29 protein-coding genes and 1 pseudogene are annotated in these 25,156 nt (G+C 37.0%); 15 read left to right on the top strand and 15 right to left on the bottom strand.

Going from position 1 to position 25,156, the window contains the following annotated elements:
* Window positions 1–3: 3 nt before the first annotated feature.
* The 6 genes from JM83_RS09245 (at window position 4) to JM83_RS09220 (ending at window position 5,500) form a co-directional block, all read left to right on the top strand.
* The gene (locus tag JM83_RS09245) at window positions 4–423 is read left to right on the top strand and encodes a pyridoxamine 5'-phosphate oxidase family protein (protein ID WP_144961467.1); all 420 of its coding nucleotides are present in this window, start codon (window positions 4–6) and stop codon (window positions 421–423) included.
* Window positions 407–1,702 (top strand): GAF domain-containing sensor histidine kinase, encoded by a 1,296-nt coding sequence (locus tag JM83_RS09240; RefSeq protein WP_144961465.1) that lies wholly within the window; start codon window positions 407–409, stop codon window positions 1,700–1,702. The genes JM83_RS09245 and JM83_RS09240 overlap by 17 nt, the downstream gene beginning before the upstream one ends.
* 126 nt (window positions 1,703–1,828) lie before the next feature.
* Window positions 1,829–2,728, top strand: coding sequence for an NmrA/HSCARG family protein (locus tag JM83_RS09235; protein WP_144961463.1), 900 nt, complete (start codon window positions 1,829–1,831; stop codon window positions 2,726–2,728).
* A 66-nt stretch (window positions 2,729–2,794) separates the two neighbouring features.
* Window positions 2,795–3,832 (top strand): methyltransferase, encoded by a 1,038-nt coding sequence (locus JM83_RS09230; RefSeq protein ID WP_144961461.1) that lies wholly within the window; start codon window positions 2,795–2,797, stop codon window positions 3,830–3,832.
* 18 nt (window positions 3,833–3,850) lie between these two features.
* On the top strand, window positions 3,851–4,540 hold the full coding sequence (locus JM83_RS09225) for a hypothetical protein (RefSeq protein WP_144961459.1): 690 nt from the start codon (window positions 3,851–3,853) through the stop codon (window positions 4,538–4,540).
* A 264-nt stretch (window positions 4,541–4,804) separates the two neighbouring features.
* Window positions 4,805–5,500, top strand: coding sequence for a DUF6563 family protein (locus JM83_RS09220; RefSeq protein WP_186434976.1), 696 nt, complete (start codon window positions 4,805–4,807; stop codon window positions 5,498–5,500).
* Here JM83_RS09220 and JM83_RS09215 read toward each other — a convergent pair.
* On the bottom strand, window positions 5,384–6,196 hold the full coding sequence (locus tag JM83_RS09215) for an IS1595 family transposase (RefSeq protein WP_144961455.1): 813 nt from the start codon (window positions 6,194–6,196) through the stop codon (window positions 5,384–5,386). The two genes, JM83_RS09220 and JM83_RS09215, sit on opposite strands and share 117 nt — an antisense overlap.
* 254 nt (window positions 6,197–6,450) lie before the next feature.
* Window positions 6,451–7,068: a TetR/AcrR family transcriptional regulator gene (locus tag JM83_RS09210; RefSeq protein ID WP_144961453.1), complete on the bottom strand. Its 618-nt coding sequence runs from the start codon at window positions 7,066–7,068 to the stop codon at window positions 6,451–6,453.
* Between the two features lie 181 nt (window positions 7,069–7,249).
* Between JM83_RS09210 and JM83_RS09205 the strand changes: the two genes are divergently transcribed.
* From JM83_RS09205 to JM83_RS09175, 7 genes are all read left to right on the top strand, one after another.
* Window positions 7,250–7,918 carry a hypothetical protein gene (locus JM83_RS09205; RefSeq protein WP_144961451.1) on the top strand — a complete coding sequence of 223 codons (669 nt, stop codon included), beginning with the start codon at window positions 7,250–7,252 and terminating at the stop codon, window positions 7,916–7,918.
* A 309-nt stretch (window positions 7,919–8,227) separates the two neighbouring features.
* Window positions 8,228–8,845, top strand: coding sequence for a hypothetical protein (locus JM83_RS09200; protein WP_144961449.1), 618 nt, complete (start codon window positions 8,228–8,230; stop codon window positions 8,843–8,845).
* A gap of 841 nt (window positions 8,846–9,686) precedes the next feature.
* On the top strand, window positions 9,687–9,869 hold the full coding sequence (locus tag JM83_RS09195; RefSeq protein ID WP_144961447.1) for a hypothetical protein: 183 nt from the start codon (window positions 9,687–9,689) through the stop codon (window positions 9,867–9,869).
* 482 nt (window positions 9,870–10,351) lie between these two features.
* Window positions 10,352–10,624 carry a thioredoxin family protein gene (locus tag JM83_RS09190; protein ID WP_144961445.1) on the top strand — a complete coding sequence of 91 codons (273 nt, stop codon included), beginning with the start codon at window positions 10,352–10,354 and terminating at the stop codon, window positions 10,622–10,624.
* Window positions 10,625–10,702: 78 nt separating this feature from the next.
* Window positions 10,703–11,284: a metal-sensing transcriptional repressor gene (locus JM83_RS09185; RefSeq protein WP_144961443.1), complete on the top strand. Its 582-nt coding sequence runs from the start codon at window positions 10,703–10,705 to the stop codon at window positions 11,282–11,284.
* On the top strand, window positions 11,281–11,613 hold the full coding sequence (locus tag JM83_RS09180) for a heavy-metal-associated domain-containing protein (RefSeq protein WP_222430224.1): 333 nt from the start codon (window positions 11,281–11,283) through the stop codon (window positions 11,611–11,613). The genes JM83_RS09185 and JM83_RS09180 overlap by 4 nt, the downstream gene beginning before the upstream one ends.
* Window positions 11,610–12,296: a cytochrome c biogenesis CcdA family protein gene (locus JM83_RS09175; RefSeq protein ID WP_144961441.1), complete on the top strand. Its 687-nt coding sequence runs from the start codon at window positions 11,610–11,612 to the stop codon at window positions 12,294–12,296. Before JM83_RS09180 ends, JM83_RS09175 begins: the two co-directional genes overlap by 4 nt.
* A gap of 228 nt (window positions 12,297–12,524) precedes the next feature.
* Here the strand turns inward: JM83_RS09175 and JM83_RS09170 are convergent, their stop codons facing one another.
* The 13 genes from JM83_RS09170 to JM83_RS09110 all read right to left on the bottom strand — a co-directional run bounded on the left by JM83_RS09170 (window position 12,525) and on the right by JM83_RS09110 (window position 23,000).
* A complete protein-coding gene (locus JM83_RS09170) occupies window positions 12,525–12,740 on the bottom strand; it encodes a hypothetical protein (protein ID WP_144961439.1) in 216 nt (71 codons plus the stop codon).
* A 140-nt stretch (window positions 12,741–12,880) separates the two neighbouring features.
* Entirely contained in the window at window positions 12,881–13,726 is an 846-nt protein-coding gene (locus JM83_RS09165) for a universal stress protein (RefSeq protein WP_144961437.1), read from the bottom strand.
* Between the two features lie 12 nt (window positions 13,727–13,738).
* Entirely contained in the window at window positions 13,739–14,128 is a 390-nt protein-coding gene (locus JM83_RS09160; RefSeq protein WP_144961435.1) for a hypothetical protein, read from the bottom strand.
* A 43-nt stretch (window positions 14,129–14,171) separates the two neighbouring features.
* The gene (locus tag JM83_RS09155; RefSeq protein WP_144961433.1) at window positions 14,172–14,939 is read right to left on the bottom strand and encodes an IS5 family transposase; all 768 of its coding nucleotides are present in this window, start codon (window positions 14,937–14,939) and stop codon (window positions 14,172–14,174) included.
* A gap of 75 nt (window positions 14,940–15,014) precedes the next feature.
* Window positions 15,015–15,449 (bottom strand): hypothetical protein, encoded by a 435-nt coding sequence (locus JM83_RS09150; protein WP_144961431.1) that lies wholly within the window; start codon window positions 15,447–15,449, stop codon window positions 15,015–15,017.
* Between the two features lie 115 nt (window positions 15,450–15,564).
* Complete coding sequence (locus tag JM83_RS09145) at window positions 15,565–15,840, bottom strand: GreA/GreB family elongation factor (RefSeq protein ID WP_315897844.1); 276 nt, start codon at window positions 15,838–15,840, stop codon at window positions 15,565–15,567.
* A 64-nt stretch (window positions 15,841–15,904) separates the two neighbouring features.
* A complete protein-coding gene (locus JM83_RS09140; protein ID WP_144961429.1) occupies window positions 15,905–17,209 on the bottom strand; it encodes a Glu/Leu/Phe/Val family dehydrogenase in 1,305 nt (434 codons plus the stop codon).
* 206 nt (window positions 17,210–17,415) lie between these two features.
* Window positions 17,416–17,601 carry a hypothetical protein gene (locus JM83_RS09135; RefSeq protein WP_144961427.1) on the bottom strand — a complete coding sequence of 62 codons (186 nt, stop codon included), beginning with the start codon at window positions 17,599–17,601 and terminating at the stop codon, window positions 17,416–17,418.
* Between the two features lie 401 nt (window positions 17,602–18,002).
* A complete protein-coding gene (locus tag JM83_RS09130; RefSeq protein ID WP_144961425.1) occupies window positions 18,003–19,331 on the bottom strand; it encodes a sigma-54-dependent transcriptional regulator in 1,329 nt (442 codons plus the stop codon).
* Between the two features lie 16 nt (window positions 19,332–19,347).
* The gene (locus JM83_RS09125; protein WP_144961423.1) at window positions 19,348–20,427 is read right to left on the bottom strand and encodes a sensor histidine kinase; all 1,080 of its coding nucleotides are present in this window, start codon (window positions 20,425–20,427) and stop codon (window positions 19,348–19,350) included.
* Window positions 20,428–20,552: 125 nt separating this feature from the next.
* Window positions 20,553–21,035, bottom strand: coding sequence for a hypothetical protein (locus JM83_RS09120; RefSeq protein ID WP_261376416.1), 483 nt, complete (start codon window positions 21,033–21,035; stop codon window positions 20,553–20,555).
* An 89-nt stretch (window positions 21,036–21,124) separates the two neighbouring features.
* On the bottom strand, window positions 21,125–22,045 hold the full coding sequence (locus JM83_RS09115) for a YeiH family protein (RefSeq protein ID WP_144961421.1): 921 nt from the start codon (window positions 22,043–22,045) through the stop codon (window positions 21,125–21,127).
* 70 nt (window positions 22,046–22,115) lie between these two features.
* Window positions 22,116–23,000 carry a LysR substrate-binding domain-containing protein gene (locus tag JM83_RS09110; protein WP_144961419.1) on the bottom strand — a complete coding sequence of 295 codons (885 nt, stop codon included), beginning with the start codon at window positions 22,998–23,000 and terminating at the stop codon, window positions 22,116–22,118.
* 292 nt (window positions 23,001–23,292) lie between these two features.
* On the opposite strand from JM83_RS09110, the gene JM83_RS09105 reads away from it, so the two are divergent.
* Complete coding sequence (locus JM83_RS09105) at window positions 23,293–23,946, top strand: hypothetical protein (RefSeq protein WP_144961417.1); 654 nt, start codon at window positions 23,293–23,295, stop codon at window positions 23,944–23,946.
* An 81-nt stretch (window positions 23,947–24,027) separates the two neighbouring features.
* Window positions 24,028–24,998, top strand: a pseudogene (gene fbp, locus JM83_RS09095) (class 1 fructose-bisphosphatase).
* Window positions 24,999–25,156 lie beyond the last annotated feature (158 nt).

Genomic DNA, 25,156 nt, shown 5'->3' with positions numbered 1-25,156 from the left:
GAGATGATGAAAAACAAAATAACACAGGATATGTTTCCTGCCTTTCAAGGTGTTATACCACCTACACTTGCCACGGTGTCTCTTGATGGAACGCCAAATGTGACGTATATTTCGCATGTTCACTACATAGATGAGGACTACCTGGCTATATCACGGCAGTTTTTTAGCAAAACCTGGAAAAACATCAACGAGAATCCACATTTTACGGTAGCTGTAAACTGCCCTGAAACGTTTTCCCTCTGGAAAATTAACCTATGCTTTGAGAAAGAAGAAACGGAAGGCGACTTGTTTGAAGAAATGAACATGATCATTACGGCAATAGCATCCATGCAGGGTATGGAAGATACTTTCAAATTGCAATCTGCAGTTATTTGCAAAGTCGAATCAATTCAAACGCTCGTGCTCAATGGAAAAATCAATTGAGTCATTAGAGAAAGAACTCCTAGAAGAGAAGAGAAAAAACGTGCTTTTAAGAAATGTTGCCGTAGAGCTCGCAAAGCTTTCTCCCCTGAAGGAAAAGCTCGATAATATTTTAGAATTACTAGACGATAATTTCAATCTAAAGCACACCATGCTTTTGTTTCCGGCTAAGAAAGATACCATACTTCGGGTTTTTGCCAGCCGGGGATTTTGCGATTTAGGAATTGGCGTTGAGATACCCTTTAATTATGGTGTAGTAGGCACTGTGGCCAGCAAGAAGAAAAAATTAAGAATTTCCCGATTATCTCAGTATCGAAAATATGCAAATGCCTTCCACAAAAAAGATAAATCCGCTTCCCAAACTATCAAACTTCCCGGTCTCCCCAATGCTGAAAGTTTAGTGGCTTTGCCGCTTATTGCCAATAATGAATTGGTGGCCGTTTTGTCTTGTGAAAGTGAGGACATCCTGTTTTTCCATAAATCAGATGAAGTGTTTTTAATGACGCTATCTCAGCAAATAGCGGTCTCTATTCAAAACTCCATCGTCTTCGAGCAATTGGAAGAACGCGTAAAACTTCGTACCAAGGAGCTGGAAAACCTGAACAAAACAAAGGATCGCTTATTTTCTATAATTGGGCACGACCTAAGAAGTCCTGTTACCTCCCTGGAGGGGATCGCTGAACTATTTGAATACTACAATGCGAAAGGAAAAAATGAACAGCTCCTGGCGCTGGGGCCAAGGATCAGTTTTGCAGCAAAAAACGTTAATCAACTCCTCGACAACCTCTTGAATTGGTCTCTGGGCCAGCAAGAAGGCCTTCAATGCTCACCTCAAAAAATAGATTTACAGCCTTTGATAAAAGACGTTCATCATCTTTTCACCGATTTCATTGCTTCTAAGCATATTCGTTTTTTGCATTTTGATGATGATAAAGCATCCGTATTTGCTGATTACAATATGATTTTTAGTGTATTGAGAAATGTAATCAGCAATTCCATAAAGTTTACGCCCTCAGGCGGACAAATTGAGGTCTCTACCAATGATATTGAGGACAACGTTCAAATCACGATCAAAGACACTGGTATTGGAATGGATCATGAAAAGATTGAAACCCTGTTTTCACTTCAGGAAAACAAGAGCACACTTGGAACGGATCGTGAAAAGGGGTCAGGCTTAGGTCTGGTGCTCGTCAACGAATTTATGCTGCTCAATAAAGGAACCATCAATATAGAAAGTTCAAAAGCAGGAACCAGCATCCATTTGCTACTTCCGAGGAAATAGTCATTTTCTTCACTCCCTTTTTTAAGCCATTTACTCCCTTAACAGGGACGTTCATTCCTTTTTTTTCCCTCTCATACTTCATTTAAGCATTTTTGACCTAAGAAATCAAACTTAAATGAAGATAAAATGAAAACCATATTAGTTACTGGAGCAACAGGAGCCCAAGGAGGCAGTGTAGCTCGCCATTTATTACAACAGGAAAATTTTAAAGTAAGGTGTCTCACCAGAAACCCCGAATCTGATGCTGCTCTCGCACTCGAATCAAAGGGTGCCGAAATTATAAAAGCAGATTTATCTGACAAGGAAACGCTCATTGCAGCCATGCAAGGCTGCTATGGGGTATTTGGTGTCACCAATTTTTGGGAACATTTCGGTGGAGAATTACAACAGGGACTAAACCTGGTAGATGCTGTAGAAGCAGCAAATATTGACCACTTTGTTTTCAGTACGCTTCCAAGTGCTGAACAATTATCCAATGGAACTTTATCCGTACCTCATTTTGAAACCAAAGCGGCCATGGAGAATTACAGCAGATCGAAAGACACGCCAACAACGTATGTTCATGCAGCCTTTTATTTCGAGAATTTTCTATCCTTCTTTCCACCAATGAAACAGGAAGATGGCACTTATGGATTCGGGTTCCCGCAAGGGAATACGCCATTGGCTGCTTTGTCCATTGAAGATTTAGGTGGAATCGTAAACACGATTTTCAGCGACCCTTCTAAATACATCGGGAAACTTATAGGTGCTGTTGCTGAAGACTTGGAGCCTGTAAAGTATGCCGAGATCATGACGAAGGTTCTTGGGAAAACCATCCAATACAAGGATATACCAAGAGAGGTCTTTGCTTCATTTGGCTTCCCGGGAGCAGAAGATCTTGCAACTCAGTTTACCTGCAACCGATTACACATTCTAGAAAGAAAAGCAGACCGGAAATCAAGTCATGAAATGTATCCTGAAATAAAAGGATTTGAACAATGGCTCACAGAAAACAAGGAAAAGTTTGCGCCCTTCTTTCTGGAATAAGCATTCACTGTTTAACACTCATAAATTACAATAAACCACTTTAATTAATTACTAAAAAAATTAAAAATGGAAACAACAATTGAAAAACAAATCGACCCGTCCAAAATCATGCAAATTGGCTTGGGATTTTGGGCCTCAAAAACACTTCTTACGGCGATTAATATGGAGCTATTTACCTATTTATCTGCGGGAGAATTGTCTGGAAAGGACATACAAACCAAACTAGGATTACACCATAGAAATCTTTATGACTTTCTGGATGCATTAGTGGCGCTCGGATTTCTGGAAAGAAACGGCTTGAAGGAAACTGCTACGTACCGAAATGCTGAAGATTCAGCGCTTTTTCTCGACAAGAATAAACCTAGCTATGTTGGTGGAATGCTTGAAATGGCAAATAATCGTTTATATCCTTTTTGGAACAATCTGGAAGAAGGTCTAAAAACAGGAAAGCCCCAAAATGAGACACGTTCGGGAGGAAAACCCATTTTCGAAATTTTATATAGAGACCAAGCTTTGTTAAGTGAATTTTTAGGAGCTATGGGTGGCATTCAAATGGGCAATTTCATGGCATTGTCACATAGATTTGATTTCTCTGGGTATCAAACCTTATGCGATTTGGGAGGAGCCGGTGGATATCTCGCCGCTCAAGTGGCACAGCTCAATCCACATATGAAATGCATATCATACGACTTGCCACCTGTTTCGCCTTTGGCTTCTCAAAACATTGAGAACATGGGCCTTGCTGAAAAGGTGAAGGTGCTTTCGGGTGATTTTTTCAAAGATGAAATTCCAAATACAGATGTAATTACCATGGGCAATGTACTTCATGACTGGGGGGTGGTTGAAAAGAAACGATTAATGAAGAAAGCCTACCAAGCACTTCCTGAGGGGGGCAGTTTGGTGGTGATAGAAAATATCATTGATGATACGCGAAATAAAAATGCATTTGGCCTATTGATGTCTCTGAACATGATGATTGAAACACCAGAGGGATTTGACTTTTCTTTTGCCGATTTCAACCAATGGGCCAAGGAAGTTGGATTTAAAGAAACATCCATAATGCCTCTTACAGGGCCTTCGAGTGCAGTAATAGCTATTAAATAAACCATAAACTATATTAAAATGAAATACTTTAAAATCAAACTCGCATTAACGCTGATATTGGCGCTTTCAGTAACAATGTCCTATTCTCAAACCAGCCAAAACGAAGCAGAAAATTTCTCTTTCACATATCATATACTTGGAGGAATGACGTGTGTATTGGTTCAACACAATGTTGCAGACTTTGGCATTTGGAAAACGGCTTATAAAAAGGATGCCGAAAGGAGAAAAAAAGCTGGAATAGTAGAAAAGCTTATCCTAAGAGGGGCCTCTGATCCGAATTTTATAACCGTAGTTTTTGAACTCGAGAATGTGAAAACTGGGAAAGATTTTTTCACAGATCCTAAAACAGCTGAGTTAATGGGAGCGGCAGGAGTGACCAGTAAGCCGACTTTCACCTATTTCAAAGTTTCCAATTCAGGAATCCCAACAGGTGATGCTTTTTTGATCATTCAACACACCGTAAAGGATTACAAACAGTGGAAAAAAGCATTTGATAACCATCAGAATGTTCGGTCAGAGTATAAGATTTCACTTACTGCGCTTGGAAAAGATTTGGACAATCGCTTAAATGTTGTGGCAATTTTCAACGCCGAAGACACGAATGATATTACTTCTTTTTTAGAAAAGTCCAATTTGAAAGAAGCCATGAAAAATGCAGCAATAACAAGCGAACCTGTTTCACAAATTATGGTATTAAACAAAGAGTAATTGTTAAAGTGCTATCTTGTTCAAATGAAAGTCGTGCAACGCCATGTACGACTTTCATGTTTTCATAAGTATTCGAACTACTTAAGGTGAACAACTCTTAGACACTAAACACAAGAATGTATATAAAAAAATAGCGGAATAAGTGCTAAAATGAAAATATAAACATAAAATAAAGGTCAGTTATAAACCGAATAGTTAGTGCGTAAATCCGTCACGGAGTGAAAAGTAGTGTTGTTTACAACATTAATTTTAGCAGTCCTATTGATGAGTATTTCAGCCACATCCCAGGAAATTTATCCACAAGGTAGTTATATGAGTTTGGAGGAGTTAAAAGCAAAAACTCCAAGTAAAAACTTTGATTTAACAATAGAAAGAAGAACAAAATCAGACATTAAAATGAATGGTGGAAATAATTACAAATTGATTTCCGCTGACAAATCAATAAAAAGAAAAGTATTAAAAAAGGAAATTGTCGCACATTCAACAGGAGATTCAATCTTCATTAATGGTTGGCCTTATAAATTACAGACCTGGTATTCAAAAATAATTAGTGACGGAAAATATTTTGTTTTCACAGCGGGAATCCCAATGAATAAAACCATGCAAACTAAAGAAATGCAGTCGGGTATGGCATTTGGAGCAATTGGGGGAGGTAGTGCAGGTGCTTCTCTTGCAATGAAAAGATTCTTGTATCTTTTGGATAAAGAGACAAATAAAATAAGAATGATTGATAGGGAAGTTATGACGGAATTATTAACTGAATACCCTGAACTATTGGATGAATATAATTTAGAGCGTGAAAAGGATGAAATTCCGACTCAAATTGAATATTTGAAAATATGGTTATGTTTTATAAAGTTGTGGAACTATCAATTTCTCATACTTCCTTTCGATAGAGCTATAGAGTTTTATTGCACCGATGTTCTTGGCGACGCACCTTGCAAGTTCCAAGCCCTGTAGGGCAGATTTCTTTATCTTTTCCAGAAAGACAAACCAGTTCAAGTAGCCCCGAAGGTACTTGGTCGAAACCCCATAAAACTTCTTGACCCATCTCTTATAGCGGTTGTCTCGGGAATTGACGTGCTGTACGTGATAGCACCTGTCCTTTACATGTTGGCGCGACGCCACAAAGGTATGGTGCTCGAGTTCGTTGTCCCTTGCCCATTTGATTATCGAAGGATGGGAATCGGAACACAGTACGTTGCCCGGTGCGATGAGCGCACCTATCGTGCTCTGGACGCTTTCCGCATCTATCCTGCCGATCTTTGCCACAAGCATGGTCCTCCCGCCGTTCCTGCCCGAGGCGACCACCACCGAGACCTTGTCGTTGATGTCTAACTGCTTGTCGTCGCTCTCCACCACCAACAACAGGTATTCTTGGAACTTTTCCAGCTTCTTTATGCCGTCAACGGCAGTACCGGTAAAGTCGTTGAAGGTCTTGTGGCAAGACCTGCACTTGTAGCGCCTGCGCCCCTTGTAGTGCCCGTGACCGTATATGTCCGAGTCTTCGCAGTGAGGGCAATACACCGGGCGGTCGTTGCCGATGTCCCAGCCCACAAGCCCTAGGTCGGGGACGTTGAGCCCCCGATGGAGAAGCTGCGCCAGCTCGATCTTCTCGGCTCGATCCAGATCGTTTAAAATATTGCGTAAATCCATTTGTCGTAAATTTGATCGATGTATAAATAATAAATTCCCACATTATTCCAAAACATAACCGAAAATATTAAACACTAAATAAAAAACTTAAGTCGGCAAACAGCAAATAGCGGGTATTCTGGTGAAAAGTGCTATTTTAGGGATCAAGTAAAAACCACCTAAGCCAACAGTCCCAATAGCTATCGGGAGCGTCCTTCCTCCACGCCACTTGCGTTAAAGGCCGTCGGCAACAATTTGAAAAAAAATGTCTTTTTCTATGTATTTTCTAGTATTAAACTAATTGCATTTTTAATTCTTTTCATCCCTTCTGGTTGATTTATATCAATCTCGCAAAATAATGTGTCGGTCGATTTCGCATGAAGTACCATATAATAAATACCAGCAACCAATATTGCTGATACTGCTCTTATATCTTTACCCTCAAACTCTTTATCGGCTAACGCGAAAACTTTGGAACCAAGACGCTCTCTCTCCTCACAAACATCATACATGATTTTGGTCTTTTCGCTAATTTCCCACAAAATTATTTTTTGCATTTCAGAATTATTATAAAAATAATCCAGTTGATTTTGCAGAATATAATCAATCATTTTTCTAGTATCCCTACTTTCATTTCCATTCATCATTTCCCCTACTTTCCCAGAAGCCGCTGTCCAATAATCTTTGTTTCTAACATAAATTTCTATCAAATCATCAACAGAATCGAAATAAATGGTAATAAGACGGCGACTTAAACCTGCTGCTTTCGCAATATTCGTTGCAGTTAATCCTGTATAACCTTTGGTTTTAAGAACTTTCCCTACTGCATTTATAAGTTTTTGTTTTGACCGTTCCTTATCATTGATTTCTCCTTTGTACTTTTTTCTAACCATGGCATCTCATATTGGTAATAGATGAAAAATATCTATTTGTAAATATAAAGCTTGAGAGGATGAAAAATATACCATAAATCGAATAAAAAAAATCTTGATTAATATTTTCCCTATAACGGGAAAATTAATATATTTATGTCTATTCCAAAAAGCACTTCGGAATAATTTAAATAAACCCCTTATGCAAAAAATTGTATTATTACTCCTTACAGTATTGCTTTCCTTATCCTGTATGAATGATGATGATTTTCCACAAGTTGAAAATATAACAAAAGGGAAAAAATGGACGCTTAAAATTGGTAGCTCTCCTTCGGAAGTTTATGAACAACTTCAAGTATTAAATATTGAAAAACAATTTAATACTATAAATGTAACCTATAGAAAGCCTTATTCAAAGCCCGAAGAAATACAAAGTGATATTTCACTATATAATTCAATATCATTAGAAACAACATTTGGGGTTTTAGAAAGAATTTTAATAACCTTTGAGGAAGACAAAGTGATTTCCATAGAAAAAGGAGGAGGACTTTTAGATTATGTTCAAAAGTGGCCCGAAAACCAACCAAATAATATCTCAATTAATATTGATGATTCTGTTGACATTATAATAGAAAAATTAATTGCCATATACCAAATACCCACTTATCAAGACTACCAAATTACTCTTCCTCCTAAATTATTATCAAAACCATATGACCCAGATATGAAGAATTACGATGAATGGTTTTTTTCTTTTTTCGAAAATGTCTCTTTTAACAAAGATGGAAGAAACTCTGTTAAACTATATTTTAAGAATGATAAATTGATCAAAATAAACAATGTCTATGAAGAGTTTGAGTTTGTGAATTAAATAATAAAACAAAAACTGTAACAACTAAGCATTCGGCACGCCGATAGGCAAGAGTTGAATATAGTGTTGACGAATCCGGTAGATTTGGTTCTATGGGTAAAACGATAATTTCAGGGAGCTAGTTGGAGGGAGAAGTTCTATTATGCTGTCGGGACAAATTAAAATCCCACAATTTCTAGCCGTGTTTTCGTTCAACATCGGTTCATCGCAAATACTGGGCCTACTCCACGCCACTTGCGTTAAAAGAAGACCGTTACCCACTATGGGAAATCCAGCTTATATGTAAATTGAAAAAATAAAAACAAAAAAATGAAACTTTCAAAATTATTTATCGCATTATTCTTATCCATTGGTTTTATATCTTGCAGCGAGGACGACACTTTAATTAATAATGATCAAGAATTAAAATCCTACGAATTAGTTTCAGTACAATGGAAGTTAAATACAAACGATGGGCAAAGTATAGTAGAAAAAAAAATTCCCGAGTTTTATTTTCGAAATGATTCGGATACAATTATGGAGATAGTCATTGAGCCACTTAAGAATATACAAGGAAGTTCTATATTTAAATTTAATGATTCCCTAACATTCACAGGACTTAACTACTTGGAGGTGCAGGTGTCTATTCCAGAAGAGTTAAGTTTATTATCTGGAGAGTACAGTTACCTGGGTGGAGGTGTTAAAGTACCATTGGCACAAGAAGAATCATCTTTCCCTTTTTCCTGGTATTTCAAAGATACTTTTGCCCTCAATCAAAGAAGTACATTAACTTCTAACTATACTGTTTTTCTCAGAAAAAATAAAGCTAGTTTTTTAGCTACATTTAGGGAAACCACTACAGGAGAAACATTAGAATTAGATGGCACCTGGACAGGTTTGTTTTTCAATAATTTAGAAGGGGAATCTGTAGCAGATGGAATTGATTAGTCAGGTTAATAAAAGTTTTGATTAATTAAAGATAGACCAGCAGCATAAAAAATTAATGAAGGTAAATTAATATAAAGCCGAGTATTGTACAATAAGCCTTAGAAAACAACGAAATGCCTCCAACAACGCATATTCACAATTGCGGCCATTCAGGTAAAAGAAAAAATATAGAAATCAAGAAAATATAACCTAAGCTGACAAATCTGTATATTAACTACCTCAACTGACGAATATACGGAGATTGTTACCTGTAAGTTTTATATGTTTCAAGCTCTAAATTAAAAAAAAATGAAAAAAATTCCGATTTTAATTTTGATGATTTTGGTTATTAGACAGACTGCCATTGTGCAACATATTGACACAAATTGATAATTTGAACTAAATAAATTGATGAAGTATATAAAATATCTGATTTCCTTCCTTCTGATTTTCGGTCTGACGGTTAACGAGTGTTCTATATATTCACGAATAAATTCTGCAAACTTTCATCAGGTTTCATATGTTAATACTAGAAAAAAATTTAGTCATAAAACTTCGGAATTGTATGTCTATACTGGAAAAACCCTTTTGGAAAAATTATTTTCAATTGCATTATTTACATATCAAAATTTAAAAAAGGCTTTTAATACTCAAACTCAAATTATTTTAAAATTACGAATTGAGCTTTACCAAAAGATAAATACAGAGATAGTTCAACGTGCATTTTTAAACAAAATAATCACATCCAGTAATCAATATTCAAGTTTATACATAGCATCGAACGGATTTACTTTTCTATGCAAATATGCACCCTACTGCATACAATGATAAAATAAATATCTAATCATTTATCATTACCAAAATGTATAAACAAAAAAACAAAACCAATCTGGAGAAATCCCAGCATTTTATCTATTGGATAAAAAGAAAAATTCTATTAATCATTACCGCATTTATGATAGGAATATCCAATGCAATGTATGATGAAGATAAAATGGTTAATGGAAATCAAAATCATACTGAACAAGAACATAAAAAAGATTAACATAATTAAAAAATACGTTGCACAACAAGTCAGTAAACGGCAAATAGCGGGCATTTTAGTGAAAAGTGTTATTTTAGGCACCAAGTAACCAACAACAAAGCCGACAGTCCCAATAGCATCGGGAGCGTCCCCATTCCACGCTACTTGCGTTAAAAGAAGACCGTCAGACTTTCTAAAAACCTCTTGTCATACGTAAAGTATTCGGGCAGGTATTTTTGAAAAAATTGAAATACATCATTCTAAGGTGAGTATTTTTAGTTTTTAGACAGACTGTCGTTAGTTGGAAGCAGAGAAGCCCACCTCGCATTAGGTACATTTGATTTTTTCCGACACACAAGCCCAACGCTGAAAAACCAAAAGAGCCTAATTTTTTCAACCCTTGATCATAAACAGAAAATAATTAAAAATAAATTTGGAGACCTCCCCTATACCGACCCCATCTTTGTAGTGTAATTAATTTTAATAATTAAAATCTTAAAAAGATGAAACGACAAATTGAAGTATTTACAGCTGGATGCCCAATATGTGAACCAGTGGTAAAAATGGTAAAAGAAATGGCTTGCGACTCTTGCGAGGTAACAGTTTATAATACAATTGAGCAATGTGACTCTAAGATATGTATTGACAAAATGAAGGGATACAATATTACTTCTTTGCCTGCAGTAGCCGTAAATGGAAAATTGCTTACTTGTTGTAAAGACAGAGGAGTAAACAAAGATGAATTAATCGCTGCAGGAATTGGAAAAGCATTATAAAAGAAGTTGCTAAATTTATCATCAATATATTCCAAATGCTGTAAATGAGCGTTTGGAATATATTTAACTGAAATCATTATGCTACCAAAAGATTTGACTAAAGATCTAAAAGACCGTTTGAATTCCCTAAAAGGACAGGTTGAGGGCGTGATAAAAATGCTTGATGAAAGTAATGATCCTGCCCAAATATTAAATCAATTTAAAGCGGTCAATAAAGGCTTTGATAAAGCGCAATACCTACTGCTAGACGAAGTGTTCAGAAAAACTTTGGCGATCAAAATTGCGGAGGCGTTAGAGAGTTGCCCTGGCAATTGTGGACAGGAAGAAAAAATTGCTGTGATTAGAAAGCAATTCCCTGATTTGAACCTATATGAACTTACCGACAAAATGAAAGAAATTGAAACTATTTATGAATTTCTACAAACAAATACAGAAGAAATTATGCAAACTATAACGTTAACAATTGACAATATGGTTTGTCAAGGATGCGCCGAAAAAATAACAGACATTTTAAAAGAATTGGATGGAATTAAAAAAGTAAAAACCAAAGCGATGCATAAATCGGTACAAGTGGATTTTAATCCCGATAAAATAAGTGAATCAAAAATAGAAACTACCTTGACCAAATCGGGATATGAACCCAAAAAGTTGATTATATGAAAGCTGTTTTCTACTCTTCATTTTTAATGCTATTTGTGCTTTTATCAGGATGTGATGAAAATAGTGATAAAAGCAAGCTTACAGATGCAAATCTAGCTAATAACGTGTCCGTAGAGGTTTCTATTGAAGGGATGAGCTGTATGGCTTGCGTAGCTAAAGTAAAAAAAACACTTTCTGATTTAAACGGCATAACTGAAGTAAACGTTAGTCTTGAAAACAAAAGTGCCACTGTACAATACAATCCAGAAAATATTTCATTAAATAAAATAATGCAATCTATTGATGAAATTGGATATAAAGCCGGAAATGTGAAAAAATTACCTCAATGAACCTAGAGCGTTTTTTAAATGGATTTACCGCTACTTTTCAAGATGGTTCAATATTCAGTTTAGGTATTGCCTTTCTAGCAGGATTGATTTCAAGTGGTGTTTGCCCTTGCACACTACCAGTTGGTCTTGGATTTGCAGGTTATGTGGGAAGTACTTCTGTTCGAGAATCAAAAACAGGGTTTGCAGTAACTTTTTCGTTTTTTATAGGTATTGTTCTTTGTTTGACATTATTAGGGGCCATTGCTGGGTATTCCGGTATTTTCCTGACTGAAGTATTTGGAAAATATTGGGCTTTAGGGATGGGAATAATATCGTTGGTTGCCGCAGGAATTGCATTTTACGGACCCTATTTACGTGTAAGACAACTTGAATCTTTACGCACACCAGGAATTGGAGGTTCATTCATTTATGGATTTATTTTTAGTTTAGGTACATCAGCGGCTCCTTTATTGCTTTTATTATCCTTTGCGGTTGCAAAAGCAAGTTTACTTTATGGATTACTTCTAGCTTTCAGTTTTGGTATTGGTAGAGGACTTCCTTTTTTGGCAGTTGGCTTATTTTCTAGTTTTGTTTCGAAACTCGCAAAATTATCTTGGTTGAGAAAAAGTATTCAAATAATAAGTGGAATTGCCCTTCTTTATTTAAGCTTTTATTTTTTTAGGGTTTTTAGTTTCTATCTATAATTAATAGAAACAATATACAAAGGACAGCCAATGCTAAAGCCATACACAATTGCAATTCGCACCAGCCTACGCTACGCCAAAAATTGCCTGCTACTAACAAGAAACCAATGTTGTATACTCATTTAAGTGCACTTTATTATCCTTATTTATGGAATATCTTTTATTGGCATTTTCTCTCGCTATCTTATAAACATTAGCTACTTTTCCCGTTTACTTGATTTAAAAAAATTATTGTCTGCCTTTCAACCTAACCTCAATCTTCTTCTTCTTTGTTGTAAGTAGTTTCATTAAGTCCATTAAGATTGGATCTCCAGTTTCTTTGTAGATTTCGTTGATGGCCAATATCAACTTTTTTGCTTTACGGGAAGCGGCAACACGATCGCTTGTGGACATATTGCTCATCTTAGACTTTTCAAATTTTTTTGCTTCTTTTATAATATCCATAAGACTTGATTTGTTTTTCCAAAAGTTCCTCGCAATTATTGAAAGACGGGCGCGGGGACTAATCGACATAGCAATGTAATAATTGAAATCCCAATTAGAATTATTAACACATAAAATTTTAAGTTGCTCATCATTATGTTTTAAGAATGTAGAGCGATCAATGGAGTACTCAATGAGGGTCCCAGCTTTGTTATCCGTGAGTTATTTAGGCCTAACATTCTCCAAAAACCTGGTTTTTTGTCTATTAAACAAATGATGTGATTTGAATAATTACCGACTAAATCTTCTAACTCACCAAATGTGTCAACATGTTCCATTTTAATTGGTAATGTAGAGTACATTTCGATTTGTAAACGAACCCAATTTTGATTGGTTTTTTGTATGGATGTCATTTTATCTTTCTCAAAAAGTGTGACTATTTTAATTGTACCCTTTGCGGCTTTCACAAGCTTATACCATTTTTGTATTTCAGTTTTAGACAATTCCTCCTCAAAATTTGAAACCAGTACAAATTCTGGTTGTATAAGTATTCTTGCTGAAGGGGGGATGATCATCAAAGGGCATTCTCTTATGTTTCCTATGACGCGTTTTGTATTTTTACTGTACTCTTCATTTGTGTCATTAGTATTCTTCTTTCCCGGGATTACCACTAAATCAATTTCGATTTCTTCAATTACCTTTTTAATCCCTTGAATCAAATTTGTACAATCAGAAATAGCACTAAATTGATGGTTCTTTCCCCTATTTTTATATAAATACTTTTGAATTACGAATCCCAGATTTTTTTCAGACTCATTTTTAGGGTTCTCAAACCAATCTTCATCTGCTTGGAGCAACTCTATGGCATTTAAGCCATCAATGTCAATGGTAAAGGTGTTGAGAAAGTAAAAATGACACTCTTCTTCTTCTTTAAAAAATTTGATGGCATAATCGATAGCATCGTAACTATGGAAACTAAAGTTGATAGGGATTAAAATATTTTTCATCTTTAAGAGGTATTATTCAAATGGATATTTGACAAGCTTATCATATATGCCTTTTTTGATTTGATTGAATTCTTGGATGAATGCGGAATGGACATCGCGTTTCTTTTCATGTTCTTTCGCCCGTATCAGATTATATTCGCTTTTTCCATATTCATGTTCTGTATTCAATTCCTGTTCGTATTTGCACAACATCCCCATTAATAAAGTATTCTTTCTGCGCAGACCTTGTAGGTTCGCTTCGCTACTGTTGTTTTTTAAAAGTTGCTTCTCTATTAATTTTAAATAGCCTAACTCCTCATTAACGTTTGATAAGGTATCTATCCAATGACCCAGTTCCATGAGATCTTTTTTGATAAACAATTTTCTTTGAACATCAGCTTTATATGGTAATGCAGTTTCCACTATTTATTTGTTTTAGAGCATGTTTAAAAACGATTCACAAGAATCATTCGATTCTATTGAGGATAATCTGACAATTCTGCCACAATACCCAATATTCCTGACTTTCCGGTGTTTTTTCATAATCCTTGTCCAGTCGCCTGAAGAAATTGAAGATCCCGAAGGTCCTTTCGGTGACCCATCTCCACTTTACCGGGACAAAGCCTTTCGAGGATGGCGGGCATGACGAGATCTCCACTTCCAGCCCTATTACCGTCCTCTCGACCCACTCCATGAACACCTTCTTGTAGGCATGGTCGGCCAGTATCTTTTCCATCCGGTCCAGATAGCCCAACAGGGGCTCCACCACCCTCTCGGCCACCGCCCCGTCGGCCTGGTTCGCCGCGCCTACCACAACGCCCCATACCAGGCCGAGGGTATCGGTGATCGCGTGCCGTTTCCGTCCGTTTATCTTCTTGTTCCCGTCGATGCCCTTCGACTCGGAGGTCATCGGCCCCGCCTTGACGGACTGGCTGTCGATCGACAGCATACTGGGTGTTGCCCCCTTTCCCTGCCGCTTCCTCTCCATCATGTTCAGCCCTGCGTTCAGCCTTGAAAGGGTGCCGTCCCGGCCCCACTTCCTGAAATGGTAGTAGACGCTCTCCCATTTGGGAAAGCATTCCGGTAGGTTCCGCCATTGGCAGCCGGTGCGCAATATCCAAAGGATGGCGTCGGCAATGTCGCGCAACTTATAGTGGCCCTTGATTTTAACGGGAAGGAATTTTTTCATAATTTCACACTGTTGGGCAGTCGATCGGGTGTATCTCGATTTCATAAACTCTGTTTTATTTGTGAACTACAAAGTTTATACTGCCCAACTTTTTTTACAAACTTTCACCCAAATTTGTTTTTAAACATGCTCTAAGGATTGAATATTGAGCCAAGTAAATTTGCCTTGTACTTTGCTAAAAAAATCATCTTTTAACCTTCTATATTTATCCAAGTGATACAGATAACTTCTACGATAAGTCTCATGTTCGGTGATATAAATCATATCGCACTGAGTGTCTTCACACTCTCTGATATCATCCCTTGAAGCCATATACTTGTTAAGTGCCTTTAATAATAAATCGTTTTCAGCATCTTTCTTTTGAAATTTTTGAAGTATACTTTCATCGTCTAATTTGTTGCTAAGATCTTCCCCATAAAGCCCGATAAGATTATTCAATTCTTTTTTAATATATTTTAGATGATTGATCCAATTGTCCAATTCCATAGAATTAATTTTATGAGTGACATCAATATCAGAGTCATGATTGTATATTTCAGTTTGTAAGGTTTCCATATTTCAAGTATTAAATGTGTATTTCAATTTTTTTTTGAGCCTCGTCTTGAATTACTGCTATAATCTTTAGTACTTGTTTGCCCGAAGGAAAGTCCCATGCAATGGTGTCCCCTTCTTAATAACCAAACAGCGCTGCACCCATTGGGGTGAGAATGGAGACTTTATCTTGCTTGGCATCTTTATCTTTTGGGATCACAATCTGTATGGATTTTTCCCAACCATTTTCAGAACTCACCATTACTTTACTATTAAGTCGAATGACATCTTTAGGCATATCAATTTCATCCACAATGTGAGCATTCTTAAATTTTTCGATCAATCTTTGCAGTGATTTCTTCGTTTGAAAATCTTCGGCATAGCCCGAGATGTTGAGTATGCGCTTTAAGTACACATACTATTTTTTATCTATTATTAAACTACCGTATTTCATCTCATTTGTTTATAAGCGTTCTGATTTATGGGAAAATCCCACGTTGTATATATGCTTTCTCTATACGTTTAATGGCAATACAATAAGCTGCCGTACGTAAATCCATTCCTTCTCTTTCTGAATATTCATACACCTTGTTGAAGGACTCTATCATCTTTTTATCAAGTTTAGCCATCACTTCATCCAGTTGCCAAAGCTCTCCATTTCGGTTCTGCAACCATTCAAAATAACTTGCTACCACACCGCCAGAGTTACACAGGATATCAGGAATAATTGTGATGCCCCGCTCTAAAAGGATCTTTTCACCATCCACATTAGTTGGGCCATTAGCACCTTCAGCAATTAATTTTGCTTTAATTTTATATGCATTGTTTTCAGTGATTTGATTGCCCAAAGCCGCAGGAATACAGATGTCGCAGTCCGTCATAAAGAAATCGTCCTTATCCAAGACCGAAGCTTCCGGAAAGTCCACGAGGCTTCCTTTGTTGGCTTTGCTATAGTTAAAAAGATCTTCTACGATAATTCCATTCTGGTTGGTAACACTCCCAAAAGCATCTTGGACAGCTACTAATTTTGCTCCTTCTTTTTCCAAAAAATGGGAAGCCCAGTAGCCTACATTTCCAAAACCTTGGACAATAAACTTCTTGCCAACAAGCGTTTCGTTGTTGCGCCTTGCCCAAAATTTTATGTTCAAGAACACGCCATAACCAGTGGCACGATCCCGGCCTTCCAAGCCACCACTACCATCGGGTTTTCCTGTCACCACGTGCTGATTTGCTGTGCGTTCTGCTGGAGGCCGGGTGCTCATATAGGTATCTGCAATCCAAGCCATTGTCTGGCTGTTTGTGTTCACATCTGGAGCAGGAATATCATGTTCAGGTCCAATATTATCGGCCAGGGCAAATGTAAACCTACGGGTAATGCGCTCCAATTCTCCCTCCGAATATAGGGAAGGATCTAATTGGATACCTCCTTTTCCACCACCATATGGCAAACCAGCAAGGGAGGTTTTCCAGGTCATCCACATTGCCAGTGCCCTTGCAGCATCGATATCTACCGTTGGGTGATAACGTAGGCCACCTTTATATGGGCCTAGTGCATTATTGTGTTGCACTCTGTAGCCAGTAAAAATCTCTACCTCGCCATTGTCCATTTTCACAGGAAAATGCACAATAATTTCATTGTTTGTAATACTCAATATCTTACGAATATTGGGGTGAAGATTAATATGATCTGCGGCACTGTTAAATTGCTGCATCACATTATCCATCATACCTTTTACAGGGGCTTTCTTTACTGTGTTGCTTAAATTTGCTGTTATTGTTGTCATGATTATAGACCGTTTAGCGGTTTTTTTTAGGGTTGGTTTATTTAAATAGGCGGTTGCTTATACGTATTTGCTGATATTTACTTTTAAAGGAAAACTCATTCGCGACTGGTTTTACAGGAACTGGTTGCAATTTTTTATCTACTGATGTTCGATTTGTAAGCGCTGATATTAATGTGTTGAAATTCATAGCTACTCATTTTTAAAATTTATGCCATTGCCATTTCTGGCTGGTCTTCTATGGGTATAGATGGTCGCGAATTGTCCAAATGGTTTAACTCCAACCCCTCTTCGTCATATTCACTACATGACCAAACTTGGTTTTTTTGTTGTGTTAGCACACAGGTCTCTCTATGGACACATGTGGGACATATATTAAACAGATTTGATTTCATAGTACACTGTTATTGTTTTCTATAAAAAAGCAATGTGTGTGCCAGCACAAAAAGGTCTGGGTCAGGAAAGACTTATAAATAGGGGGATTCCTTGGTGTGGAAGGTTTTTGAAGATTTTTAAGAAAGAAGATAGGTAAATAGCAACCGGTACAAAATTACCCGGCTGGGATAAATCGTATCGAAAATTCCATGATTAAATGAAAAGTAATTGACAGGAAAATATTTGTTGTTTTGAATCTTTTTAGGATCTTTCCCTTGAATACACTAAAACCTATTTCAAAATGGAAAGAGGAATCACGGGAACTTTAGAGCTTGGAGATCAAAAACCCAATAGATAATCCAAAAATAGGGTGGTGGTAGCTTGATCTGGATACCTTTAAGGAATATGTTGAAGAAAAGGATTAATCTTCAAGTTTCATTCTAATGGTTTTACGATCGATTCCTAAAATTCCTGCAGCTTTTGTCTTATTGTTATTGGTAGCATTCAGTACTTTCTGGATGTATAATTTCTCCATTTCTTTTAGAGGAAGCAATTCGTTTTCGGGGAATTGAATGCTATATTTTAAAGAATCTGGGAGACATTCAACCTCTACTGTTTTGTCGCACATTATCACCGCACGTTGAATCACATTTTCCAGTTCACGAATGTTTCCAGGCCAGTCATAACGTTCCAAAATTGCCGAAGCTTCTGGGCTTATCTTTACAAAACGATCCTTGTATTCTGCACCATATTTAAAAAGGAATTTTTCAACCAATAACAAAATATCCTCCTTTCGCTCTCTCAATGGTGCTACATCTATCTCAACAACAGTAAGACGATAGTAAAGATCTTCCCTAAAAGCACCTTTCTTGATCATTTCCTTCAGGTCACTATTGGTTGCGGCAATGATGCGCACATCAATTTTTTCTGCTTTTTGAGCCCCTACCTTAACTACTTCTTTTTCTTGAAGAACTCGTAATAAACGGGATTGTACGGCCGTTGATGCGTTTCCTATTTCATCTAAAAAAATAGTTCCACCATTTGCCGCTTGGAAGAATCCGTCCCGATTTTTTTCAGCTCCTGTGAAAGCGCCTTTGGTATAACCGAACAATTCGGCCTCCAGTAAATTTTCAGGAATACCACCACAATTAACTGTAATAAAGGGCGCTCTTGAAAATTTACCTTGATAATGAATGGCGCGTGCCACCAATTCTTTTCCTGTACCGCTTTCTCCCTTAATAAATATGGTGGCTTTGTTGTCTTTTACACGTTCTATAATTTGAATGACATCATTGATCTTTTCTGAATTTCCTATAATTTCCCCATAAGCTTTCTCTTTTTGAGTTTCTGCTCTTGTAAAAGAAGAAATAGAATCGATTTTACTTTCCACAGATTTATTGATGGCTTGTTCCAACTCGGTCTTGGTAAAGGGTTTGGTTAAATAATCCACCACCCCGTATTTAATGGCAGAAAGTGAATCTTGCACCGATGGATATCCTGTAACCACAAGCTTGGGAAGCGTAGGATAATGTTCTGAAACAAATTTTATAAGTTCTGAACCATCAATTTCGGGCATTCTTAAATCGGTAATGAGTAAATCAATTTTGGTATCACGCAAAATTTGTACAGCTTCTTTTACCGAAACAGCTTTGTAGGTATGGTAATTCCATGATTGTAGGTGGCGTTGCAATAACTCCCTAATATGGATATCATCATCTACAATTAATATGTTTTCTTTTTTTAGTTGCATAACAGCACTAAATTAATCAAGTTTTAGGAAGCCTTACAGTAAAGGACACACCTTTTTTCGTGTTATTTTCAGCCCTGATAGATCCCCCATGGCTGGCCACTATACCGTGAACAACACTTAAGCCCAGGCCAGAACCATCGCCCGTAGGCTTTGTGGTATAGAAGGGTTGAAAGATTTTTTCCAGTGCTTCTTCAGGTATTCCAGAGCCTTCATCTGAAATTTTAAATATAATCTCATTTTTGGTTTGAAATGCTTCAATGGTAATCAATCCATTTTTTGGTGAAAAGTAAATTGCATTGATGATTAAATTGAAAATAATTTGCGTTAGCTGAATGGTATCTGCTCGTAGAAGGAGCTTCTCCTCTTCGATTTTAACAATGTATTTTACTTCTCCCTTTTTGAAGGAAGCGTCCAACAAGGCAATGGCATTTTTAATGCGTGGAACTATATTGACTTGCTGCATTTTTTGTGGCATTTCACAAGCAAAGAACATTAGTTTCTTTACAACTTCTCTCGAAAAAATGGCATTTTGAATGATCTTGTCCAAATCTTCAGAGAGACGTTCGTCTTTAGAAAGGTCATTTTTTAATAGTTCTGCAAATCCAAGTATGTTGGCCAATGGGGTATTGAGTTCGTGGGAAATGCCTGCGGTTATTTCCCCCAATATAGACAGGCGGTCTGCGCGCTCCATCTGTCTTTTTAATGAAGTCTCGTTTTGCTGAATCTCGATGCGCTCAAGAAGGTTGCCAATTTTTAGGGCAACACTGTCCAATAATTGTTTCTCTTCCTTTAGAAATGAGCTTTTGTCTTCATTTAAAGATGCAATGATAGCCCCGTTCGTTTTATTGAATACCCTAATTTCCGACGATAAATTGATGGCCTCATCAACGATGCCTGTTTCTATGGAACTAATGGATGTTTTAATTGCAATTTCTGTTTGTTTGGGATACTGAAACCCGTTTTTAATATTGACTGCAATAGCTTTCAGGGTTTCTTGCATCTGTTCAACATCAGCATTTACAATTATGGAGGATACTTCATAGAGACAGGTAAGCTCTTTGATGCGTTCTTTTAAAGCGTCTTCTGTGATGCTCATAAGTTTTTGATTTATTCCATTTTATTCTTTTGATCACCTATTTTTACAAATGCAGGGTGTCCTTTTTAGGTTTTCAATATAATATTCCAATTCTGATAATCCTTTTCTTACTGCTTATTTAAATGTTATGATTTAAATTGACTTATTTTATAATCATCTTTTAAGTGAAGAACAGCGGCATAATCTTGTATTTCCACATGTGTATATTTTTTTAGCATTCTGTCCATAATTTTTGAGAGGCCCCGATCTACCCATTTACTTTTTATTGCCCACCAAACAAAGCCCATACCAATAACCACAATCCCCAACCCATATAATTTGGATGATAATGTATCTGGTAGAACGAAAGTTAGTATCAATGAGGACATTACCGTAACTATTCCAGCATTTCCAACCAGCATAAGATTGAATATTATCTTTCTTCGAACCGAATGGTTCATTTTTTTTTCTGATTCCGATGTGGTAAAACCCGCACCGGTGTATACCGATTGGGCTTGAAATCTGGCACTTTGGGTAGATAGGCCAGTATATGTGAAGGCAATGGTGGCTATTCTTGTAATTAATGCCGAAAGTGCTACCAATAAAAATAAAGTTACTGCTGCAATCATTTATCTCAATTTTAAACTAAAGACGGAACTTCGGCAGCTTTCCTTCATTGTTAAAAATTAGAGAAGCTACATTTTTGGCAAATTCCAACTTAATTCAGAATAAAAAGCAAAGAGCCCACAGAGATTACTATCCAAAGTATGATTGCTAAAAGGAATGGTTTAATTCCGGTTTGTTTCATGTCTTGAATGGAGAGGGTGGTGCCTACCAAAAACAAGGTTACTATCAACAATCTCTTAGAAATTCCCGTAATTGTTTGGGTGAATATCGTTGGTAAATCCAAATAAGTGTTCAATAATATCGCAATTATAAAAAATAAAATAAACCATGGTATTTTTATTTTATCTTCTTTATTTTTGAACAATACCATAGATATTAGGGAAACAGGAATAATCCAGAGAGTTCGAGCCAACTTCACAATGGTGGCAATTCTAAGTGCTTCAGAACCATATTCCAGTGCTGCCCCTACAACAGAGCTGGTGTCATGAATGGCCACGGCAGCCCATAAACCAAACTGATGCTGGGTCATGTTAAAATAGTGGCCAATGGCTGGGAAGATAAACAGCCCAATAGAATTCAATAGAAATACTACACCTAAAGAAAGCGATATTATTTTTGGGTTTGCTTTAATAACCGGAGAAATCGCTGCAATTGCGCTTCCACCACAAATTGCTGTTCCAGAAGAGATAAGGTGACCAAGTTTTTTATCTATTTTTAAAATCTTGGCGAGAAAATAGCCTATAATCAATGTGGTGGAGATTGAAAGTATTGTTAAGGTAAGACCTTCTTTTCCTGTTTTTAAAGTTTCCATAAGAAACATTCCAAAACCTAGCCCAACTACTGAAATTTTTAAAAGGTACTGAATACTTTTAGCTGAATGTTTTTCAAAGGGTTTGTTGAAGATAAGGGTATAAAGAAAACCAAGGATCAATGCCATGGGACTGCTTATATAGCCACTCAAACATACTATAATTAAAAGGGCAAATAGGAAATACCGAAATAAGCTTTTCATCACAATCTTTAATTGCTACAAAGAACTAAAGAATTCATGTATATCGTGCGAAGCGATTGATGATAGCCTATTACTTTTTGTTATACTGTTCCAGAAAGAGGTCCTGTAGTTTTTGATTGACTTTAGATTGATAACCTTGCCGGGACATAAAATAGAACCATCGTTCTATAGTTAAACCATCAACTTCAATGATGCGCAGCTGGTTTTCCATTAACTGTGCACTTATGGCGTGAATTGACAAAAAGGCAAAATGATTGGTATGGGAAAGGTAGGATTTAATACTTTCCGTGCTTCCCAATACCGAAGTGATATGCAGCGATTCGATTCCATTTTTAGCAAGGGCGTTATTTATAACTTCTAGAGTGCCAGAACCTGGTTCCCTTTCCACAAAGGCTAAATCCTTTAATTGTTCTATTGAAATAGAGCCTTTGATATTCTTGTTATTGGCATTGGTAACCAAAACCAGTTCGTCTTTAACGAATTTTTCATATTGTAATCGGGTATCATGGTTTTCGCCTTCAACAATTCCTAAATCCATTTGGCCAGAGAGCACCAGCTCCTGGATCTTTCCGGTATTCCCGCAAATAAGATGTAAATTGAAATTAGGGTATTCCTTTTTTAAACCAGCAGTTATTTTGGGGATGATATACTGGCCTATGGTGGTACTTGCCCCCAGTCTTACAGAAGTTGGCAAAACTTCAGATGAAGCACTGAAGGTGTTTTCCATTTCAGCATATAACCTCAACAGCTGTTCTGCATACTCCAGGAACAACATCCCATTGGTAGTTAGTTCAATATGGTTGCCTTTTCTATCGAAAAATGCCTTTCCATAAGCTTGTTCCAGGTTTTTAATGGTTTTTGAAACCGCAGGTTGGGAAATAAATAAATTCGCTGCCGTTTTGGTAAAACTTTTTGTAAGCGCAACTTCTTTAAATACTTTTAATTTATGATCCATTTATCAAAAATAAGGCTTACAAAAGAGATTAGGGACTTAATCCAGATTAATACTTTATAAAAGGCAGATGGAAATTACACATTAAAAACCAAAAAAGGATTTTGAGTAGTATCGGGAAACTCAAAAATTGATTTAAATTCGTTGGTTTGCGGATTGTAGCGATACTCCAACCCCTATTCCTTGCCCTTTTTTATCATGGATTTAAGTGCATTTATTACAAAATTCAACTCTTTGTGAGCAACATTTTTTTGCATAGTGCTCATAAACCTCCTCAAACGCCTTAATATCGTCTTTGGCTATACGTAGCACTAATTCTTTATCCCTTAGGATTGATGGCATTTCCATAAAAATCATAACCTTCATGTTCGGCCAGAAATATTTAAGCTGGAAATCAGTCTATTATCATTACCGCAAGTGGTGCCCCTGTGGTTTCTGGCATGAGTGCTGGACAAAGTTTTTGGAACGCTACAAGTCCCATCTCCACCTTTCGAGTGTCGACCTTGACGGCAGCCATACCCCAGCGATCAGAGGTGGGGAACAGGTTGAATATCAGGGAAGGAAGAAACGCAAGACCACCAACGCCCTTTATTTGATCGATAGGCAAGGTCTTCCTTTAGCCATGTCCGGGCCCGTGGCCGGTAACCACAAGGATATCTTTGACATTGAGGTGCAGTTCGAGATTGTGACAGCGACCTTAGGGGAAGCGCAAATACCTGTAGAGGGGCTGTTCCCCAATGCAGATGCGGGATTTGACACAAAGGAGTTCCGCAGGACCTGCGACAAAAAGAAGATCAACGCAAATATATGTCAGAATAAGGCAACGGCGATACGGACAGGGATGATTACTTCGACCAGAAACTCTACGATGAGAGATCTTCGATTGAACGTACCAATGCATGGGTGGATAGCTTCCGTTCATTGCTCAACAGTTTCGATACAACAGTAATAAGCTGGAAAGGCTTCAATTATCTCGCGTTCCTGGGAATTGCACTAAAAAAATTCAAAAAGAAAAAGTTTAAATGAGTTCATTGAAAATCAAAAGGACTTTGTGTATGCCAAAGGGGAACTCAGTTCATTGCTCAGTTCTATAAAATTGGCAGGTAAGGTGGTAAATCAACAAATTAACAAGGCTGGACTTTCTAAAATTTTAGGCAAGGCCGGGATGGAAAATATTCAGGGTGAAAGTCAGGCTAAGCTAGAAGTCATGGCGAATGATATTTTTATTGGTACACTGCGTAATCGGGGGGAAATATGTGGAATAGCTTCCGAAGAACTTGAAGATTTTTTAGTTTTTGACGATGAAATTCATAAAAAAGCAAAATATGTGGTTTTAATGGATCGTTTGGATGGATCTAGTAACATAGATGTAACCATTACAGTAGGTACAATTTTTAGTATTTACCGCAGGATAACACCTGAAGGAAGCCCAGCAAAATTAAAAGATTTATTGCAATCTGGCACGAAGCAGGTAGCTGCGGGATATCTTATTTATGGAACCTCTACTATTCTGGTATATACTACTGGGAATGACGTAAATGGATTTATATTTGATTCGGGAATGGGCTCCTTTTTTGTTTCCCATCCAGATATTAAATTTCCAAATAGGGGAAATACTTCTCCGTAAATGAGGGAAATTATGTGCATTTTCCATAAGGGATCAAAAAATATATCAAGTGGGTTCAGGAATTAAATGAAGCAGAAAATCGTCCTTTTACCTCCAGATATACAGGTTCGCTAGTAGCCGATTTTCATAGGAACATGCTTTTGGGTGGGATATATCTGTATCCACAGGGCACAACGGCACCTAAAGGAAAACTACGTTTGCTGTAGGAATGTAATCCTATGGCTTTCTTAGCTGAACAGGCTGGTGGAAAGGCAACAGATGGTTTTCGTAGAATTTTGGAAGTTAAACCTATAGAACTTCATGAACGAATCCCATTTATTTGTGGCAATAATGAAATGGTTAAAAAGGCTGAAGAGTTTTTGAAAGAGAACTAAATGATAACATATCAATTTGTTCGATGACATATTGAAAATTACGTTTTTGGAGATAAATCTCTCTTTTTATTACCCTAAAATATAGATTTTAGCAGTTCTAACCCATAGAAACACCTTGACTTTAAAAAGCGTTAACCTATAAAACAATTTGAATCTAA

It is taken from the genome of Gillisia sp. Hel_I_86 (genome assembly GCF_007827275.1).
Classification (GTDB): domain Bacteria; phylum Bacteroidota; class Bacteroidia; order Flavobacteriales; family Flavobacteriaceae; genus Gillisia.
Note: the sequence above shows the minus strand (reverse complement) of the source record. Positions and strands in the feature narration are given on the sequence as shown.

Coding starts and splice junctions, on each gene's coding strand:
- JM83_RS09245 (WP_144961467.1), top strand. CDS start 4: ATGATGAAAAACAAAATAACACAGGATATGTTTCCTGCCTTTCAAGGT.
- JM83_RS09240 (WP_144961465.1), top strand. CDS start 407: ATGGAAAAATCAATTGAGTCATTAGAGAAAGAACTCCTAGAAGAGAAG.
- JM83_RS09235 (WP_144961463.1), top strand. CDS start 1,829: ATGAAAACCATATTAGTTACTGGAGCAACAGGAGCCCAAGGAGGCAGT.
- JM83_RS09230 (WP_144961461.1), top strand. CDS start 2,795: ATGGAAACAACAATTGAAAAACAAATCGACCCGTCCAAAATCATGCAA.
- JM83_RS09225 (WP_144961459.1), top strand. CDS start 3,851: ATGAAATACTTTAAAATCAAACTCGCATTAACGCTGATATTGGCGCTT.
- JM83_RS09220 (WP_186434976.1), top strand. CDS start 4,805: ATGAGTATTTCAGCCACATCCCAGGAAATTTATCCACAAGGTAGTTAT.
- JM83_RS09215 (WP_144961455.1), bottom strand. CDS start 6,196: ATGGATTTACGCAATATTTTAAACGATCTGGATCGAGCCGAGAAGATC.
- JM83_RS09210 (WP_144961453.1), bottom strand. CDS start 7,068: ATGGTTAGAAAAAAGTACAAAGGAGAAATCAATGATAAGGAACGGTCA.
- JM83_RS09205 (WP_144961451.1), top strand. CDS start 7,250: ATGCAAAAAATTGTATTATTACTCCTTACAGTATTGCTTTCCTTATCC.
- JM83_RS09200 (WP_144961449.1), top strand. CDS start 8,228: ATGAAACTTTCAAAATTATTTATCGCATTATTCTTATCCATTGGTTTT.
- JM83_RS09195 (WP_144961447.1), top strand. CDS start 9,687: ATGTATAAACAAAAAAACAAAACCAATCTGGAGAAATCCCAGCATTTT.
- JM83_RS09190 (WP_144961445.1), top strand. CDS start 10,352: ATGAAACGACAAATTGAAGTATTTACAGCTGGATGCCCAATATGTGAA.
- JM83_RS09185 (WP_144961443.1), top strand. CDS start 10,703: ATGCTACCAAAAGATTTGACTAAAGATCTAAAAGACCGTTTGAATTCC.
- JM83_RS09180 (WP_222430224.1), top strand. CDS start 11,281: ATGAAAGCTGTTTTCTACTCTTCATTTTTAATGCTATTTGTGCTTTTA.
- JM83_RS09175 (WP_144961441.1), top strand. CDS start 11,610: ATGAACCTAGAGCGTTTTTTAAATGGATTTACCGCTACTTTTCAAGAT.
- JM83_RS09170 (WP_144961439.1), bottom strand. CDS start 12,740: ATGGATATTATAAAAGAAGCAAAAAAATTTGAAAAGTCTAAGATGAGC.
- JM83_RS09165 (WP_144961437.1), bottom strand. CDS start 13,726: ATGAAAAATATTTTAATCCCTATCAACTTTAGTTTCCATAGTTACGAT.
- JM83_RS09155 (WP_144961433.1), bottom strand. CDS start 14,939: ATGAAATCGAGATACACCCGATCGACTGCCCAACAGTGTGAAATTATG.
- JM83_RS09150 (WP_144961431.1), bottom strand. CDS start 15,449: ATGGAAACCTTACAAACTGAAATATACAATCATGACTCTGATATTGAT.
- JM83_RS09140 (WP_144961429.1), bottom strand. CDS start 17,209: ATGACAACAATAACAGCAAATTTAAGCAACACAGTAAAGAAAGCCCCT.
- JM83_RS09135 (WP_144961427.1), bottom strand. CDS start 17,601: ATGAAATCAAATCTGTTTAATATATGTCCCACATGTGTCCATAGAGAG.
- JM83_RS09130 (WP_144961425.1), bottom strand. CDS start 19,331: ATGCAACTAAAAAAAGAAAACATATTAATTGTAGATGATGATATCCAT.
- JM83_RS09125 (WP_144961423.1), bottom strand. CDS start 20,427: ATGAGCATCACAGAAGACGCTTTAAAAGAACGCATCAAAGAGCTTACC.
- JM83_RS09120 (WP_261376416.1), bottom strand. CDS start 21,035: ATGATTGCAGCAGTAACTTTATTTTTATTGGTAGCACTTTCGGCATTA.
- JM83_RS09115 (WP_144961421.1), bottom strand. CDS start 22,045: ATGAAAAGCTTATTTCGGTATTTCCTATTTGCCCTTTTAATTATAGTA.
- JM83_RS09110 (WP_144961419.1), bottom strand. CDS start 23,000: ATGGATCATAAATTAAAAGTATTTAAAGAAGTTGCGCTTACAAAAAGT.